The sequence below is a fragment of the Vibrio sp. Y29_XK_CS5 genome (assembly GCF_024181835.1).
Taxonomy (GTDB): domain Bacteria; phylum Pseudomonadota; class Gammaproteobacteria; order Enterobacterales; family Vibrionaceae; genus Vibrio; species Vibrio harveyi.
This window is the reverse complement of record NZ_JAMZAM010000001.1, coordinates 605,774-622,790: the sequence shown is the minus strand read 5'-3', so window position 1 is coordinate 622,790 and position 17,017 is coordinate 605,774. Positions and strand designations below refer to the sequence as shown.

Genomic DNA, 17,017 nt, shown 5'->3' with positions numbered 1-17,017 from the left:
ATTCACATATTTAAAAATCAAAACGGAATCACTCCGTATTTCCGTTTCCCCAGAAATATACACCGATAATTTTAATAATCTAAATCGAAAAACTTGCAAATTATCATTCCATTTTTGAAGTGTTATTTTATTTGAACAAATCAAAAATGAAATATACATTGAATAAGCCGTCTTTATCAGGGTTAAGACGAAAAGCTTGTCACATGGAAGTGACACTCCATCACGAAAGGAATTAAAGTGATTTATTGGTTATATAATCTTAAATATACTATTTTCAATATATAGCTGATTAATAAACCTGTTTAATATAAAGATAAAATAGATCAAAAGCAGAACGTCGAAGTGACAAGAATTAAATATATGTAGAATATATTATTTAGTTACGCCCATTGTAGCACGCAAAAATAACAACACGACGTTTATTAAAGGATATAAAAAAGGACGCTTTACTAGCGTCCTTTTCGTTTTTATTTCTTATTGCTTGCCTGCTTATCGAGTTGTTGCAAGGCTTTAGGTATCACCCACTTGAAGCGTTTTGGCTTCAACGCTTGTATCCCTTTCCAAAGAGCATTCATCAAGCTTGCGTCCTCCTGCCCCTCTTGTAGGCGCTGTGAACGCTTCTGCCAAACGTCAGAGTCACTGGCTTTACTCATTTCAAGACCACCAGTGTTGCTTCTCAACTGCTTATACAAGCTTGCTCGAACATCACCCCATCGGTTTGCTTTCACCATTCGTCTGAACACCAACCATGGCGGCGCAGGACGAGAACGATAATAACGGTGAATGCTCAAGACGGCGATAACGAGAACAAATAGCGTCACTGCACAGCCAATCAACCAGCCAGAATAAGCTCGAACAAAGGATTTGAATGTATGCTTGGCTTTGAAGGTCTTACCCTCAATAACCACCGTTTCCAGCTGTTTACTCTGGTTATTCCACCATTGGAAAGTGTGCTCAGGTAAGGTGAACTCACCACCCTGTTGGATCACATACACACTTTCTTCGATGCGACTCGATTGGTAATCGCCACGCGTTTGCTTATCATCTAAGCGGTTTGGTTGAGGGTAGGCTTGATAACCGGCAGTAGAATCATTGGATAACAAGTCTGGAAGCAACACTGACAAACTGTCTTGTGCATTGATCGTTATGGTGCGAGTGATTGCATCACCGACTTTCAGCTCATCGTTAGACGTTGTCCATTTCTGATCCACACTCACCTTAGTCGCAGTAAACCATTCAGACTCATCACTGAGCAATCCAGAAGGCATAGACGCTTCAAACTTAATTGGCTGCGTATAAAGCGTGCCAGCGACCTTCGAACCATCAGGCGCAGAGACTTGCACACCAACGGCGACCGGTGGAATTACAAATTGTCCCGAGACTTGCGGATACAGGGTTATTTCCCAACGCTGACGAGACCATGTTTTCCCCCCTTTACGCTCGGTATAGTTGGTTGCTAATTGGTTACGCTGCTTTGCAATCACGTTAGGGATTTCTACGCTGCCAATGCGTGTACCACCGGTGAACCAACGAGGCGTTGCGACTTCGATGTACAAGATCACCTGCTCATTCACACTGAACTTAGGCGCTTCTTTCGTATCTGCCCCTGCTCCCTGTTTACCGACCCATGCTAACAATTCAACATTATCGCTGCGCTGCAAGTCTTGAATGTCTTGTGCGTTCGCCAAACCAGTAAAAAACAAAGTAAACACCATCAAGATAGTGCTTAGACGCGCAACAATAGAATCAGCGCCAAGTTTGAATACATTCATCATTGTGCTTGCTCCTCTTCTTGTTGTTGCGGTTGTGGCTTCGGCCCCGTTTTCACGGGTTCACGCAGTTGAATTTGGAATTTAGCGCGCAAGAAGTACTTAGGGTCGGCCTCTACGCGTTTTAACCACTTATCCGCCAGTTCTTGGCTGCCAAGGATTTCGTTCGCATTGAGTTTCTCTTTCAGCATTAATTCAGCAGCGGTTTTTTCGTCTGCCCCATCTGCCGTTTGCGGGTTGTCACCCAGTTCAAATGACTCTTCGGGTCCATCCGTTGTCCCTGCTTGACTTTCACTGGTGCGGTTAATCTCTTCAACAATGCCGCCGATGACTTTTAGGTTATGTTCAACGTCTGGTCGCAATTGATCGCTCAAGGTGTCTTTGTCTGCCAGTGTTTGCAATAAATTACGCGCGGCCAAATACTCACGTTGACGCGCCAACGCACTCGCAGCGTTGTACAAGCCATAGTCCTTTACCGCATCTGATGGATTGTTTTGCATCTCCAAGAAAGCCGTATGAGCCAGTTTGTATTCGCCTGCGTAGTAATAAGCCGTCCCTTTTCGCAACGGATCCGTAAAGTGCTTTGCTGCCTCAAGGTATTCGTTGTTGTTGAACAGGCGCTGCCCTTGTTGGTTTGGCGTGAGCCATAAATCCCACCACCATTGAGACGCTTTATCCCAGACCGTAACCTCTTGCACCACTTCGGGCTTATTCGCTTTGAGCGAGACGGTTTCCGCCATGACTTTTGGCGTCATAAACAAAGACGTTGACACCATCGCGACAACACACCATTGCACTAACCACCCTTTGCGGAACCAAAGCATCATGATGAGCGCAATTGGGAACAACAGTTGATAACCCATGTCTTTCCAAGGCATTGAGGATTCACCATTGAGTTGCATGTTTCGCTCAACAAAACGATTCAGCTTCTCTATGTCACTATTGTCTACCGTCACTTCCACAAGGCGTCCACCCGTCGCGCTGGCAAGATTATTTAACGAGTCCAAATCGACCGGGTTGTTAGAAACAATGTCTGAGTTACCCGCAGCCAAGATAAGCAATTGATAAGGCTTGTCAGCGAAGTAGTTTTTGTAAGCGGTAATAGTTGCAGGATTAACCCCATCCGTGACCAACAGAACCGTCGAACCCGGTTGGTCTTGTAATTGTCGGTCAATCAAAGGCAGCGCCGTTTCAGCAAGTTTACCTTCAACCGGCATGATTTCTGGTGTTATCGCAGCAAGAAACGGTTCGAATACTTTACTGTCCTGCGTCACAGGCATCGCAACATGAGCAGACCCCGCATACACAACTAGCCCAGTACTGCCTCCTTTTCTTGCTGCCAATAGGTCGCGGATCTTTTGCTTAGAGCGCTCCAAACGGCTTGGCGGAAGGTCTTTTTGCAACATCGAATCGTTGTTATCCAACACCACCAACATGGAGGCTTTATCCTCGCCAAATGGAGAAGCTTGGCGCTCCCACGAAGGGCCGGCACAGATGACGATGGCAATCGCCACTATCACCATAAGTAGCTTGAGCGGCAGTTGCTTTCGCCAACCATAGTCACCAATCGTTAAGGCTTTACGTAAGTGTTCTGGAAGAATGTCTTTCCAGCTAGGTTTGGCTTCTTCTCGCCACCTCAACCAAAGCAAAAGAAACATTGGGATGAACGCCAATAGCCACATTGGACGAATGAAATGGAACTGTGTGAAGAACTGTTCTAGTCCCATGCTAGAGAAAGGAGAATCAAACATGGCGATCTCCTTTTCCGTTTTCTGCTTGCGTGGAAGCTCCACTGGTCACTGATAGTCGACGACGCTTAAATGTCGCTAACGTGAACGCGGTCAAGTACATCACAACGACCAAAGCCATTAAATAATGATGCAAGCTTTGCTTGGGGCGATACGTGGTACTTTCATAAAGCTGGGGCTCTAACTTACCAATCTCATCATAGGCTTTAGCAAGTTCGTCACGGTTGAGCGCTTCAAACGCCTCACCACCGGACTCCTTCGCAATACGTTTGATCGTATTCATATCTAGCGCAGTTTCACCCACGGTTTGTGGATCACCCATGGCAATCACGTGGATACGTACATCTTTCGCTTTCGCGACTTTCGCCGCATCAATCGGTTCAACGAAGCTTCCGGTATCATTACCATCTGTCAGAACAATGGCGACTTTCTCTTTGCTCTCTTCTACGTCGGTGCGTGACTGTTCGCTTTGCTCAAACACCTTAATCGCCAAACCAATTGCATCACCTAAGTGGGTACTCTGCCCAGCCATCGCCACATCCGTTTGGTCAAGCAGCTCTAACCATACTTTTTGATCAGGCGTGAACGGAGTTTGGACAAATGCTGCGTCGCCAAACAAGATCAGACCTAAACGGTCGCCTTTGCGCGTTTTAGCAAAATCGCTCAACACTTCTTTAGCGGCATCAAGGCGAGTGATCTTTTCTCCGGTTTGGGATGTAAAGTCTTGCTCTGCCATTGAGCCAGACAAATCGACCACAACCATGACATCACGCCCTAAGCTTTCACGCACCTGTGGCTCGCCAAGTACTGTCGGTTTTGCCATTGCGGTCACGACTAAAAGCCAAGAAATAATCAGCGTCGCACGCTGCCACCAGCTTGGAGTCAGTTGGCTTGCGCCTTCTGATGGCGTTTCGCCAATGGCGTCCACAAGCTGACTAAAAAACGGCACTTTGATGGCCATTTGTTTGGTGCGGTAAGCTGGAACGAGGAAATACACCACCAAAGGCAGTGGCAAGATGATGAAACAAAGCGGATGCTCAAACTCAAAACTGCTCATGCCCAGCCATGAAGCAAGAAGATCACCCATGGCGACCTCCTTTTAATACACGCGCTTTGTAGGCAAGCGTGCGCTTTTCAATATTTTGAGCGTTCTCATCATGCTCTTTCACCCACTTAGTGGCGCGTTCAAGAAGTTGTAAACACTCTGTTTTTTCCAGTTCAACACTTGGGTCAACGATACTTTGCAGCCATCGCTTCGAGACTTCGTCATCAAACATTTTATGCTTAGGGTTAAGCTCATCTAACTTGCGCAGGAACGCCGTATCAAACAAGCGAGCATGAGAGCTATCAAGATGAATCAATACAATTTTCAAAATCGAGAACAGGGCTTTGGGCATACTCGCGTCATCTGGATTCAAACGAGAAATGGCTTCAATAGCTTCTTTACGGTAGCGGTTATCCCACCAATGGTGCAGCAATCGGTAACCCAGATACATAAGTACAATCGCACCAATGACGGCAAGGATCTTCCAACCAATGGTTTGTGGTACCCAGCTTACGCTTTCTGGCACCGCAACGTCATGCAGCTCACGCAGAATATACGTGCTTGGAGGCGTGTGTAAGTCTGTCATTTATCGACCTCCAACGAGTTTTTGGAATTGAGTAATGTGGTCACCTGATGTATCGATTTCGATATGAGGCAGCTTTTTCATCGCCATTAGTTGCGCCAGTGATTGACGTTTTAACTGCGCTTTCTCAACCAAACTGGCACTGGCGGCGTCGACTTTGGCTTTGCTGTCTAAGTTGAGCTGGTAACGACCGTCACCAATCACCCATTTCACTTTTGCCAAATCTTGAGGAAGCGACTGCTCTAAAGGGTCGCTCACCATCACCGCGAGAACATCGTTGTGCTGTTGAAGCTGCTTAAGGTGATCTAGGTGGTGCTCTTCGCAATCACGCCAATCACTAATAAGAATCAATGTGGATTGTTTTAGTTTCATGCGTTTGATGAGCTCTATCCATTTACTGAACGTCACGTTATCTGCATCAATCGAGTCCACATTTAAGCGCTGGTTAACTTGAGAGAGTCGTTTCAGTTGTGCAAGCAGATCGTTTTGTGAACGCTGGGCTTTGCTGTGATATAGAGCGGAGTCAGAAGCGATAACAAATCCCACTCGATCACCGTCTTTCAATACTCGCCAACCACACATAGCCGCGACTTCAGCAGCGACCACGGATTTCATGACCTCGGTAGAGGCGAAAAACATCGCACTGCGCTGATCAACGCAAACAATCACATTGCGGTCTTTTTCTTCGGTGTAACTGCGCACATGGGGCTTGCCTGTGCGCATGGTGACTTTCCAATCTAGGTTTCGGATGTCGTCCCCTAGCTGATAGTGACGCAGCTCTTCGAAGTTCAGACCACGCCCACGGAATAATGAGTTGTGCCGCCCAGAAAGCACACTGCCCGCTTTTAAGTGAGGCAGCAGGCTGAAGGATTCGGCTTGTGCTTGTAAACGCACTAAGCGAGCGTAATCACAATACAAGCGAGGATCGAGCCCTTGGGATTGAGGAGCAAGCGTTGGCTTTGCCATAGTCCCTCCTGCTTATCCGATTTCTACACAATCAAGCAGCTCTTGCACCACTCGCTGGTGATCAACACCATCGGCAAGTGCATCGTAAGAAAGTGAGAATCGGTGTCCAAGTACCGATGGCACCATCGCACGTACGTCATCAGGCGTTACATAGTCACGCCCTTGTAGCCACGCGTAAGCACGAGCACATTTGTCCAACGAAATTGATGCGCGAGGGCTTGAGCCGATTTCGATCCATTTTTGTAGCTGGGAATCGGCGTAACGCTCTGGTTTACGTGTCGCCATCACAAGCGCCACAATGTAGTTCTCAACCAAATCGGAAACCGCAACGTTTGGCAGTTGACGTCGCGCTTCAATCACAAGCTCTGGCTCAATGTGTTTTGGCGTCACTAATTCACTACTGGTTTCTGAACCCAGCTCTTCACTGCGCACTAAACGAATAATGTCACGCTCAGCTTCATCTTCTGGATAGTCCACGGTCACTTTCATGATAAAGCGGTCCATCTGCGCTTCTGGCAATGGGTAAGTGCCCTCTTGTTCAACTGGGTTTTGCGTAGCAAGCACCATGAACAACTCTGGCAAGACGTGCGTCTTATCACCCACTGTAATCGTACCTTCTGCCATCGCTTCTAGCAGTGCAGCTTGTACTTTTGCTGGCGCACGGTTTACCTCGTCCGCCAATACGATGCTGTTAAAGATTGGACCTGGTTGGAAGTGAAGTTGAGGCTTGCCATCTAGTTCTTGGTACACTTCGGTACCTGTAACGTCTGAAGGTAACAAGTCGGGGGTAAACTGAATACGACCAAAGCTGGTATTAAGTAGATTGGCAAGCGATTTCACCGAGCGCGTTTTTGCCGTCCCCGGTAAACCCTCTAGAAGTACGTGACCATTGGTCAGTAACCCTATCACCAAAGCCTGAACCACATGGCTTTGTCCAATGACACTTTTTTCAGTTTGTTCGATTAATTCATTAATGGCTTGTTGTGCGTGGTTCATAGTCTACCTATTGAGTTTACGGGAGCCTGAGCGTTAAAAGTTGAGTATAAGACTGAAAGTAATAACTAAAGGTTATATTCGCTATATTCACTTGAGTTGTAAGACTTTATTAACGTAGATATACCAACCAAAATTGGCAGCGAATGGTCAAAGAACATTTTTATTCCTGGACACAAGTAGTTTAGACCAGCCTCACCATTCGGCGCGGTAAGTAGCCGATTTTTTGGGCATTCTCCCCAGCAATATTTCAAATACGGGCAATCGAGGCAGTATTGCGGCAAAGAAGACTTTTTCGCCATGCCAAAGCTGTATTGACGAGTTGAGATAGCAATTTCATTCAGAGATCGGTCATGAATGTTAGCCAGTTGGTATTCCGGATAAACGTAGTGATCACAGCTAAACACATCTCCATTGTGTTCAATTGCTAGACCTTTACCGCAGAACTCTGCGCTAACACATAACTGCGAAGGCATCCCCATCACTTGCGCGACGGCGGTTTCGAAAAGGTTGACCAAGACTCTGCCAAGATCGTTGTTCGCCCATTCTTCAAATACAGCAATCAGAAACTCGCCCCACTCTTCTGCATCGACCGACCAATCCGTAACGACCGACATCAAATGCCCCGGCTTTGCTAATTCGCTGCCAAGTTTTGGAGACATGTTTTCTTTCCAGAAATTGGGAGCGGTTTGAGTGAAAGATCGAGGTTCAACACAAGGTGTGAATTGGATATAAGTGACACGGAGTTCTTGAGTAAGAAAGCGATACACTTCGAGCGGATATTTGGCGTTAAAGCGGTTTACTGTCACCAAAGCGTTGAATGACACATTATGACGCTTCATCAAATCAACGGCTTGCATGACGCGTTGAAAGGCCGGCTTTCCACTTCGGGTTTTACGGTATTTATCGTGGATAAACTCAGGACCATCTATCGATAGACCAACCAGAAACCCATGGTCATGCAGAAACTGACACCAAGCCTCGTTCAATAAAAGACCATTGGTTTGAAGGTCGTTTTCGATACGAACGCCGTGTTTAGCGTATTTGTTCTGCAGTTCGACAATCTTCTTAAAGTAATCCAAACCTAATAATGTTGGCTCACCACCCTGCCAAGAAAACACAATCTCGTCACCGTCTTGGCTTTCGATATAGCTCTTTATGAATGCCTCAAGTGTTGCATCATCCATTTTTGGTTGAGTGCCTTGATTGAGTAATTCATCTTTGTGCAGATAAAAACAGTACTGACAATCGATGTTGCATTTTGCTCCGCCCGGTTTCGCCATCACGTGAAAACGTCGTTCGACTTTATCACTATTAGATGCAAATGCCGTTTTGAGAGGAGTTAATGCCATTTGAGTGGTATGAATGTGAGTTTGTTTTTTCATAAAGAACGATCTCGAAAGCAGAAGAAAGTCAGCGCCCAAGTTGGGCGCTGTATTTAAGGACAATAACTAGGGTCTATCGACCTGTGGACAAAACGTTATTTCGGAACAAACGAGCCCGGAGCCATACGCGGCGGGTACTCTTTGAAGGTTTCCATGACCTCTTTTACTTTCTCGATGGCAGGCATCATCAAAAACGAACGTTCGTACATCCAACGGTCGTAACCCATACCAGTATCGCCACGCTCAAATGGGTCGATACTCAAATCATAAATTTGTGGTACGCGGAGTTTGGTGAATGGTTTCTTCCAGATATCCAAGCCCGTTTCATTTTCTTGGATCATGAAGTGATATTTGTACTTACCATAGCGCAGAGCCAACAAATCTCCGTCGTCGCTCCAGTAGACAAACTCGTTACGAGCAGACTTGTCCGTTTTCCCCGTTAGATATGGCAGCTGATTGTAGCCATCTAAGTGGACGTTGTAATTCATATCGCCCACTTTCTTACCCTTGAGTAGCTCCTCTTTGACGTTACTATTGCCCGCCGCAGCTACTAAGGTTGGTAGGAAATCTTCCAGAGACACAATGCCATTAAGCGTTGTGCCAGCTTGGATATGACCTGGCCATTTGATCAATGCAGGAACGCGGAAACCGCCTTCCCAGCCCGTGTTTTTCTCGCTGCGGAATGGCGTCATACCTGCGTCCGGCCATAAGTTGATCATTGGACCATTATCTGTGGTGTAAACAATGATGGTGTTGTCGTCGACACCAAGCTCTTTAACCTTATTGAGCAAGTGACCAATCTGATCGTCATGTTGCTTCACACCATCGGCGTAGAAGCCAGCGCCAGTTTTGCCTTTGTATTCATCAGGAACGTGCGTGAAGTTGTGCATGCGCGTGGTGTTAAACCACGTAAAGAATGGTTTGTCAGCTTTGACTTGTTTCTCGATAAACTTCTCTGCTTCATCTAAGAACTCATCATCGACTGTTTCCATACGTTTGCGGGTCAATGGACCTGTATCTTCAATCTTGCCATCCGCATAAGAATGGATCACTCCACGAGGACCGAACTTCTTCTTAAATTCAGGATCTTGTGGGTAGTCTACGTTCTCCGGCTCTTCTTCTGCATTTAAGTGGTAAAGGTTACCAAAGAACTCGTCAAAACCGTGGTTGGTTGGCAAGTGTTCGTCACGGTCACCTAGATGGTTCTTACCAAATTGACCCGTTGCGTAACCAAGGTCACGTAACAATGTCGCTATAGTTGGATCTTTCTCAGAAATCCCCTCTTTCGCTCCCGGCAAACCAACTTTAGACAAGCCAGTACGCTTTGGCATTTGTCCCGTAATGAACGCCGAACGACCTGCGGTTGAGCTTTGCTGAGCGTAGAAGTTCGTAAACTTAGCGCCATCTCTAGCAATACTATCAATGTTTGGAGTGCTGTAAGCCAGCATACCGCCGTTGTAAGCACTTAAGTTCCAGTAACCGACGTCATCACCAAAGATAACGAGAATGTTGGGTTGTTCTGCTGAATAAGCGGTCGCAGATGCCGCTCCAATCGCAAGAGTGCAAGCGTTTAATACCAACTTCTTGCCGCGTTTTTTATCGTGGTTTGCCATAAAAGAGCTCCATAAATCCGTTGCTGCTAATCTTGGGGAGAAATCAGATGCCAAGATTTGATTAAGATAAAACTTGTAATTTGACGGATAAATAGAGTTCAGATACGTTAATACATAAATTCAGTTTATGGATAAGAAGATGGACTTAAACTTGATTCAGACTTTTTTGGTTGTCGCTGAGTACCAGTCATACACCAAAGCAGCAGACCATTTAGGAGTTACACAGCCTGCTGTTAGCGCCTCAATAAAGCGACTAGAGCAAGTAGTAGGCAAGCAGCTGTTTGTGAAACAAGGTCGTGGTATTGCACCAACCTCGACTGCCTATCAATTGATGCCGCAGTTTCGCCAAGCTGTAAGTATTGTCGACAACGCCATTTCTGAACGTACCTCTTTTCAAGTTTGCTGCTCCGAAACCTTGCTCCATAGCTTAAATCCAATTGAGAACGTGGTATTCCACGAATCTCCACCGGAAAAATACTTACTTTTTGAACAGATTCGCCAACAGAAAATGGACTTGGTGATTGATACTATCATCACTAAGGACTCCTCATTCGTGATAGAAACGGCTTACGACGAGCCCGCCATGGTGATCTGTCGCCAAAGCCACCCTAGGATTCAAGGTTCGCTCAGCAAAGAAGCCTTCTATCATGAGAATCACTGCATGTTTTCAGGAAAATGGAATAACACGTCCGGTTTTGAACAGTTGGCAAAAGAGCCGATTCAGGAGCGAAATGTCGAGATCGTGACGTCATCATTAGCAGGTATGGCAATGTATGTAGCACAACGTGATTGCCTCGGTGTCGTGTCACGCTCGTTTGCGATGAAATGGAGTAAAGCACTTAAATTACAAGTGCTTGATTGTCCAATAGAAATAGAGCGTATTCCTTATAAATTTGTCTACCATAAGCGCGACGAGCACAACCCTGCCCATCAACGCTTAAGAGAACAAATTCAACATCAGTTGGAGTCTACCAATCCAGCACCTATTGATTTATAGAGGCTCTCAAGCGTTGAACAACCTCCGCTGGAGCCACTTCTGCAAGCTGCTTAACACATTGTTCAAAAGCAAAAGCTACGGCCCCTTGTTTATAGTTGCGCGCTAACACTTCACACTCGGCGTACAAATGCTGCGGATTTCCACCCACTTGGTAGGCTGTGCTCAGTGCTTTGCTTGCCGCGAGTATGTCACTCTTCTCTAACGCCAAGCCATACACATACCAATATTGCGGGTTGTGTTCTGCCGTTTCAGCCGCTTGTTTCAAATATTGGTTTGCCTTAACGCCATCTCCAACACGAAGCCATGCCAAACCAGCGCTGTAAGGCAAAGCACTCGATTTAGGTTGCGCTTCAATCCCTGCCATCAAGGTTTCTAGTGCTTTTCTGTCGTTACCTTGTGTACGGTACAAATCCGCTAAGTTGGCGTAGCTATTCTCAAAGTAAGGCTCTATTTCAATGGCTTTTTGATAAGACGTAATGGCTTTACCTGTTTCTCCAAGAGCTCGATAGACATTTGCTAGGTTGGTTCGTCCAAAACCTCGATCCGCATTGAAACGCTGGATTGCCATGTAGTCTTCCAACGGCTGTTTGATCTTGTCGCGTTGCAGCGGATTCATTTCTGGATAATGACGAACCAAAGCAGCCGCGGCTTCAGCGCGAACGGACAATACTGGGTCAGTTAGTAATGGTTCGAGAATTTGCCAACGATCGCTAAATTCATAACTAGAAGAACCAGCAACGGCACCCAAACGGATCATATCGCTTTCATGTTTTACGGCCCTCGCTAATGAAACCAAAGTGTTCTGTCCGGTATTGCCACCCATACGTTCTAGAGCAGACGCACGAATAATATCGCTTAACGATGCGTCTTGAGCCGAATATGCTAATGCATCAGGCGCACCACGATGACCAATAGAATCCGCGTAAAATGCGACCGCGAAGTGTTGTTGATTTCGGTATTTTGAATTCGGGAACCATTCGCCTATTTTCGTATCTGCCCATTGATTGGTTTCGTCTTCATGACAAGACGTACAGACGTTTGGCGTATTAATATGCATACTCAAATCTGGGCGCGGCACATGCCAACTGTGATCACGACGCGGGTCCACTTGCATGTAAGTCGTTTCTGGCATGTGACAAGTTGTGCATTGCGATGCCTCAGTATTTGCCTCATGGAAAGTGTGATTTTCCGGCATGTAGTCAGACGCAATATGGCACTGAGCACAAACCGCTTCTTCTGGGATCTTCAATTCTGCGGTATGCGGATCATGGCAGTTAGTACAAGTAACGCCTTTTTCTGCCATGGCAGATTGCAAAAATGAACCGTAGACGTAATCTTCGTCATAGATTTGACCATCGTGATAATAGAGCTCTGGTGTGATTAAGCTAAGACGATATTTATCTAGGAACGAACCTTTTGCGTGATCTTCAGTTTCATTGAGCTGCGTACGACGACTATGGCACTGCGCGCACGTTTGAACTTGGTGCGTCATCGCTATTTCTTTTGGCTGGAGCGTACTGCGCCCTTCTTCGTAGACCCATTCTTTTACAGCCAGACCTAAATCTCGATCAAAACCATAGTGATTCGCTGAGACGATGGTATTTCCAGATTTTTCCGCTTGTTTGGCAAGTTCTACATGTTCGCTGGCAGGACCATGGCACGCTTCACAACCCACATTGATCTCAGACCACGTGGTTGAATACGTATTGGTTTTGGCGTCGTAGTTCTTTTCTAGATTCGTTGAGTGGCAATCGGCACACATGAAGTTCCAATTTTGCCCCGTATTCGTCCAGTAGAATTCATCTTTTGGCGTGGTATCTGGATATAGGTGAAACCAGCGCTGACCACCTTGTTGCTTGGTTCTCGAATCCCATGCAAAAGGAATGAGCTGGACTCGTCCATCTTCAAACTCCACCATGTATTGTTGAAGCGGTTCCCACGCAAAAGTGTAGCTAATTTTGTAGTCGTGCCACTCTCCGTCTGGACCTTGGATATTGACCCAATACTCGTCCCCTTTTCGATAAAAACGGTTTGGCTTTCCTTCGAATGTAAATGTGTGCTCGTTAAAGTCACCCAATATGGACTGTGCATCAGCATGCCTCATCGCCATATCATGATGAGATCCTTGCCACGCTTTGGTTTCTTTTTGGTGGCAATCTACGCAAGCTTCACTGCCTACGTAAGTTAGCGTTGATGATTCGGTTGATTGCGGCGTTTCCTGTGCAAACAGAGAAAAACTGACGAGCGCTGCAAGACCAATTAAGGTCTGCTTCCAACTTGCCCACTGAGTCATAACTGTCCTTGTGTGATTCTTTTTATTCTCTGATCAAAGATAGAAGTGTTTTTTCTTTTTAGACAAGCAATTACATAGGTTTTAAGAAAAACTCAAACGAGGCGCAAAAAAAGAGGCTCCGAAGAGCCCCCACATTTGGTTGCAATCAATCTATTTATTGTGACTTTCTTGCAGTTTCTCCATCACCTGATCAAGTGAGAAGCTCGCAGCTTTCTGCCTTGGAGGAAATTCTTGGAATGTTTCTAAGAACTTGCCCACATAAGCCTGTGCAGGAACAAGCATATACGCATGGTCGATCAACCAATCGTAATAGGTGTTCGACGTAATATCTGCGACTTCGTATGGGTCCATGCGTAGATTGAAGATCTTAGGCACACGCAACGGTGTAAACGGTTCAGCCCAAATTTGCAACGTACCTTTCGCGCGCTGCTCTAGGAATACGATCTTCCAGTTGCGGAAACGCAGTGAGCTCAAATCACCATCGTCTGTAAAGTAGAAGATTTCTTCACGTGGCCCTTTGTCCTCTTTACCAGTTAGGTAAGGCAGGAAGTTGTAACCATCAAGATGGTTTTTGAACGTCTTATCTCCTGCTTTATAGCCTTTCAGGAGTTTCTCTTTGATTTGATCATCGCCTGCTGCCGCTAGGAATGTTGGCATCCAGTCCATATGATGCATGATCTCGTTAGACACGCTTCCCGGCTCAATTTTACCCGGCCAACGAACCATAGCGGGAACACGGAATGCGCCTTCCCAGTTAGTATTTTTCTCACCACGGAATGGCGTTGTACCTGCATCTGGCCACGAGTTCATGTGTGGACCGTTATCAGTGGAGTAAAATACGATGGTGTTATCTTGAATGCCAAGATCATCCACTTTCTTCAATAGCTGACCAACATGGTTATCGTGCTCAACCATGCCGTCGGCATAAAAACTGATGCCAGTTTTACCCAAGTTGTCTTCTTTAACATGAGTGCGGAAATGCATGCGTGTGGCATTCCACCAGACGAAGAACGGTTTGTCGGCTTTCACCGCCCGATCCATAAAATCAAGTGCCGCATCTAGCGTTTCTTCATCTACGGTTTCCATTCGCTTACGAGTGAGCGGCCCCGTATCTTCAATTTTGCCATCAGCAAAGGATTTAATGACACCACGAGGACCAAATTTCTTACGGAATTCTGGGTCTTTCGGGTAATCAACATTTTCCGGTTCTTCCTCGGCGTTCAAGTGATAAAGGTTGCCAAAAAATTCGTCGAAGCCATGATTGGTTGGAAGATGTTCGTCTTTATCGCCTAAGTGGTTCTTACCAAATTGCCCCGTCATATAACCTAAAGGTTTAAGCATTTCTGCAATCGTTGCATCTTCTGCTTGCAAGCCTAGGTCAGCCCCCGGAAGACCAACTTTACTCAAGCCGGTTCGCAGCACTGTTTGACCCGTAATAAAGGTGGAGCGACCCGCGGTACATGATTGTTCGCCATAGTAGTCGGTGAACATCATACCTTCTTTTGCGATTCTATCGATGTTTGGGGTTTTGTAGCCCATGAGGCCGAACGTATAGGCGCTGATATTCGACTGACCAATATCATCACCCCAGATAACCAGAATGTTCGGTTTTTCTGCTGCGATACTGCTACTTGTCGCGCCGATAAAAGCAGCGGCAAGAATCGCTAATCGGCGTTTAACGCCATAATTCGCTGTCATATAAACCTCTGTCTGTATTAGAAAAGTGCATCCTGCACACAAACGTATAGCTCACAAAACAGACTAATGCGAATCCAATAGCATAATTAAAGTTAAGTTAAAACTAAGGTCTTATAAGCTCTAAACCAAAGGGGAATTAACGTGACCCAAGTCTCGCTTCAGTTTTCCATACAAAAGGTAAGGTTTGAATATTAAACTAAGAAAACAAAGAGTTACGCGTCTGCATAACTTATGGTTATAAACACTATAAAGCGACATTCTTCAATTGCATCATTAACTTAATAGCCAACGAAGCGTAGGCGGTCCCTAAGCTTCTCTTCCAACTTTCAACCAATTTGGAGTTTTTATGGCTAACCAAATGAGCAAGCTGGCTGTCGGTCTCGGCGTACTGGCAACCTCAAGCGCAGCAGTGGCGGCAGACAAACCGAATATCCTAGCGATTTTTGGTGATGATGTTGGTTACTGGAACATCAGTGCATACAACCAAGGTATGATGGGTTACGAAACCCCGAATATCGACCGTATCGCAAACGAAGGTGCACTATTTACTGATCACTACGGTCAGCAATCTTGTACTGCAGGCCGTGCAGCATTCATCACAGGCCAAGAACCGTTCCGTACAGGCTTGCTTACAATTGGTATGCCAGGCTCAACTCACGGTATCCCTGATTGGGCACCGACCATTGCAGACTTGCTAAAAGAGCAAGGCTACATGACGGCTCAGTTCGGTAAGAACCACTTGGGTGACCAAGACCAACACTTGCCAACTAACCATGGTTTCGACGAGTTCTTTGGTAACCTTTACCACCTAAACGCTGAAGAAGAGCCAGAAACATATTACTACCCGAAAGACCCTGAATTCCGTAAAAACTACGGTCCTCGTGGTGTAATCAAATCATTTGCTGACGGTAAGATCGAAGACACAGGTCCTATGACGCGTAAGCGTATGGAACATGCCGATGAAGAATTCCTAGAAACGTCATTGGCGTTCATGGAAAAAGCCGTAAAAGCGGACAAGCCTTTCTTCATCTGGCATAACACAACACGCATGCACGTATGGACTCGCCTTCAAGAGAAATACCAAGGTAAATCTGGCATCAGTATCTACGCCGACGGCATGTTAGAGCATGATGATCAAGTGGGTATTCTACTGGACAAATTGGATGAGCTAGGCGTCGCAGACAACACCATCGTTATCTACTCAACCGATAACGGTGCAGAGACTGTATCGTGGCCTGACGGCGGTGCAACACCATTCCACGGTGAAAAAGGCACGACATGGGAAGGCGGTATGCGTGTTCCTCAGCTCGTTCGTTGGCCTGGCGTAATTGAACCAGGTACTAAGATCAACGAAATGATGGCGCACCAAGACTGGTTACCAACACTGATGGCAGCAGCAGGCGTTCCTGACGTGAAAGAGAAACTGGCTAAAGGCTACAAAGCAAATGGCAAAGACTGGCGCGTACATATTGATGGCTACAACTTCATGCCTTACTTCCAAGGTAAAGAAGAGAAAGGTCCGCGTGAATCACTACTATACTTCACAGCAAACGGTGAGCTAAACGCAGTTCGCTGGAACGATTGGAAACTGCATTTCGCAACACTAGAAGGTAACATTACGGACGCGGTACGCTTCGCACCAAACTGGCCGAAGATCATCCACCTACGTGCTGACCCATTCGAGAAAGCGCCTCACGAGTCTGGTATGTACTTGCGCTGGATGGCTGACAACATGTGGTTGTTTGTACCTATCCAAGACGTGCTAGGTGAGTTCTTCAAGACACTACCGGATTACCCAATGCAGCAAGGTCAAATGATGAACCCTGCATCAATTAGCTACCAATCTCTTGGTCTACAAGGGAAAATGAAACAGCTAGAACAACTTCAGCAAGAAGTTAAGAAAATGAAATAGTTTCTTTTGCTACTA

The 17,017-nt window shown here is 46.1% G+C and carries 12 protein-coding genes; 2 read left to right on the top strand and 10 right to left on the bottom strand.

All coding sequences use genetic code 11. From position 1 onward, the window contains the following. Positions 1–467: 467 nt before the first annotated feature. The 8 genes from NL647_RS02845 to NL647_RS02810 all read right to left on the bottom strand — a co-directional run bounded on the left by NL647_RS02845 (position 468) and on the right by NL647_RS02810 (position 10,102). Positions 468–1,775: a BatD family protein gene (locus NL647_RS02845; protein ID WP_253649593.1), complete on the bottom strand. Its 1,308-nt coding sequence runs from the start codon at positions 1,773–1,775 to the stop codon at positions 468–470. Continuing rightward, positions 1,772–3,520, bottom strand: coding sequence for a VWA domain-containing protein (locus tag NL647_RS02840; RefSeq protein WP_253649592.1), 1,749 nt, complete (start codon positions 3,518–3,520; stop codon positions 1,772–1,774). The genes NL647_RS02845 and NL647_RS02840 overlap by 4 nt, the downstream gene beginning before the upstream one ends. Beyond that, positions 3,513–4,604 carry a VWA domain-containing protein gene (locus NL647_RS02835; RefSeq protein WP_253649591.1) on the bottom strand — a complete coding sequence of 364 codons (1,092 nt, stop codon included), beginning with the start codon at positions 4,602–4,604 and terminating at the stop codon, positions 3,513–3,515. The genes NL647_RS02840 and NL647_RS02835 overlap by 8 nt, the downstream gene beginning before the upstream one ends. Further along, positions 4,597–5,148, bottom strand: coding sequence for a DUF4381 domain-containing protein (locus NL647_RS02830; RefSeq protein WP_053049375.1), 552 nt, complete (start codon positions 5,146–5,148; stop codon positions 4,597–4,599). Before NL647_RS02830 ends, NL647_RS02835 begins: the two co-directional genes overlap by 8 nt. Next, a complete protein-coding gene (locus tag NL647_RS02825; protein WP_253649590.1) occupies positions 5,149–6,111 on the bottom strand; it encodes a DUF58 domain-containing protein in 963 nt (320 codons plus the stop codon). Between the two features lie 12 nt (positions 6,112–6,123). Beyond that, positions 6,124–7,107 (bottom strand): MoxR family ATPase, encoded by a 984-nt coding sequence (locus tag NL647_RS02820; protein ID WP_009697249.1) that lies wholly within the window; start codon positions 7,105–7,107, stop codon positions 6,124–6,126. Positions 7,108–7,172: 65 nt separating this feature from the next. Next, a complete protein-coding gene (locus tag NL647_RS02815; RefSeq protein ID WP_253649589.1) occupies positions 7,173–8,489 on the bottom strand; it encodes an anaerobic sulfatase maturase in 1,317 nt (438 codons plus the stop codon). A 95-nt stretch (positions 8,490–8,584) separates the two neighbouring features. Then, positions 8,585–10,102, bottom strand: a complete 1,518-nt coding sequence (locus NL647_RS02810) for an arylsulfatase (RefSeq protein ID WP_049537074.1) — start codon at positions 10,100–10,102, stop codon at positions 8,585–8,587. A 127-nt stretch (positions 10,103–10,229) separates the two neighbouring features. Between NL647_RS02810 and NL647_RS02805 the strand changes: the two genes are divergently transcribed. After that, positions 10,230–11,099 (top strand): LysR family transcriptional regulator, encoded by an 870-nt coding sequence (locus tag NL647_RS02805; RefSeq protein ID WP_033001469.1) that lies wholly within the window; start codon positions 10,230–10,232, stop codon positions 11,097–11,099. Here NL647_RS02805 and NL647_RS02800 read toward each other — a convergent pair. Beyond that, positions 11,086–13,392, bottom strand: coding sequence for a multiheme c-type cytochrome (locus NL647_RS02800; protein ID WP_253649588.1), 2,307 nt, complete (start codon positions 13,390–13,392; stop codon positions 11,086–11,088). The genes NL647_RS02805 and NL647_RS02800 overlap by 14 nt on opposite strands. 150 nt (positions 13,393–13,542) lie before the next feature. Further along, positions 13,543–15,090: an arylsulfatase gene (locus tag NL647_RS02795; protein WP_005447192.1), complete on the bottom strand. Its 1,548-nt coding sequence runs from the start codon at positions 15,088–15,090 to the stop codon at positions 13,543–13,545. Between the two features lie 346 nt (positions 15,091–15,436). Between NL647_RS02795 and NL647_RS02790 the strand changes: the two genes are divergently transcribed. Then, positions 15,437–17,002 (top strand): arylsulfatase, encoded by a 1,566-nt coding sequence (locus NL647_RS02790; RefSeq protein ID WP_005447193.1) that lies wholly within the window; start codon positions 15,437–15,439, stop codon positions 17,000–17,002. The last annotated feature ends 15 nt before the right edge of the window (positions 17,003–17,017 follow it).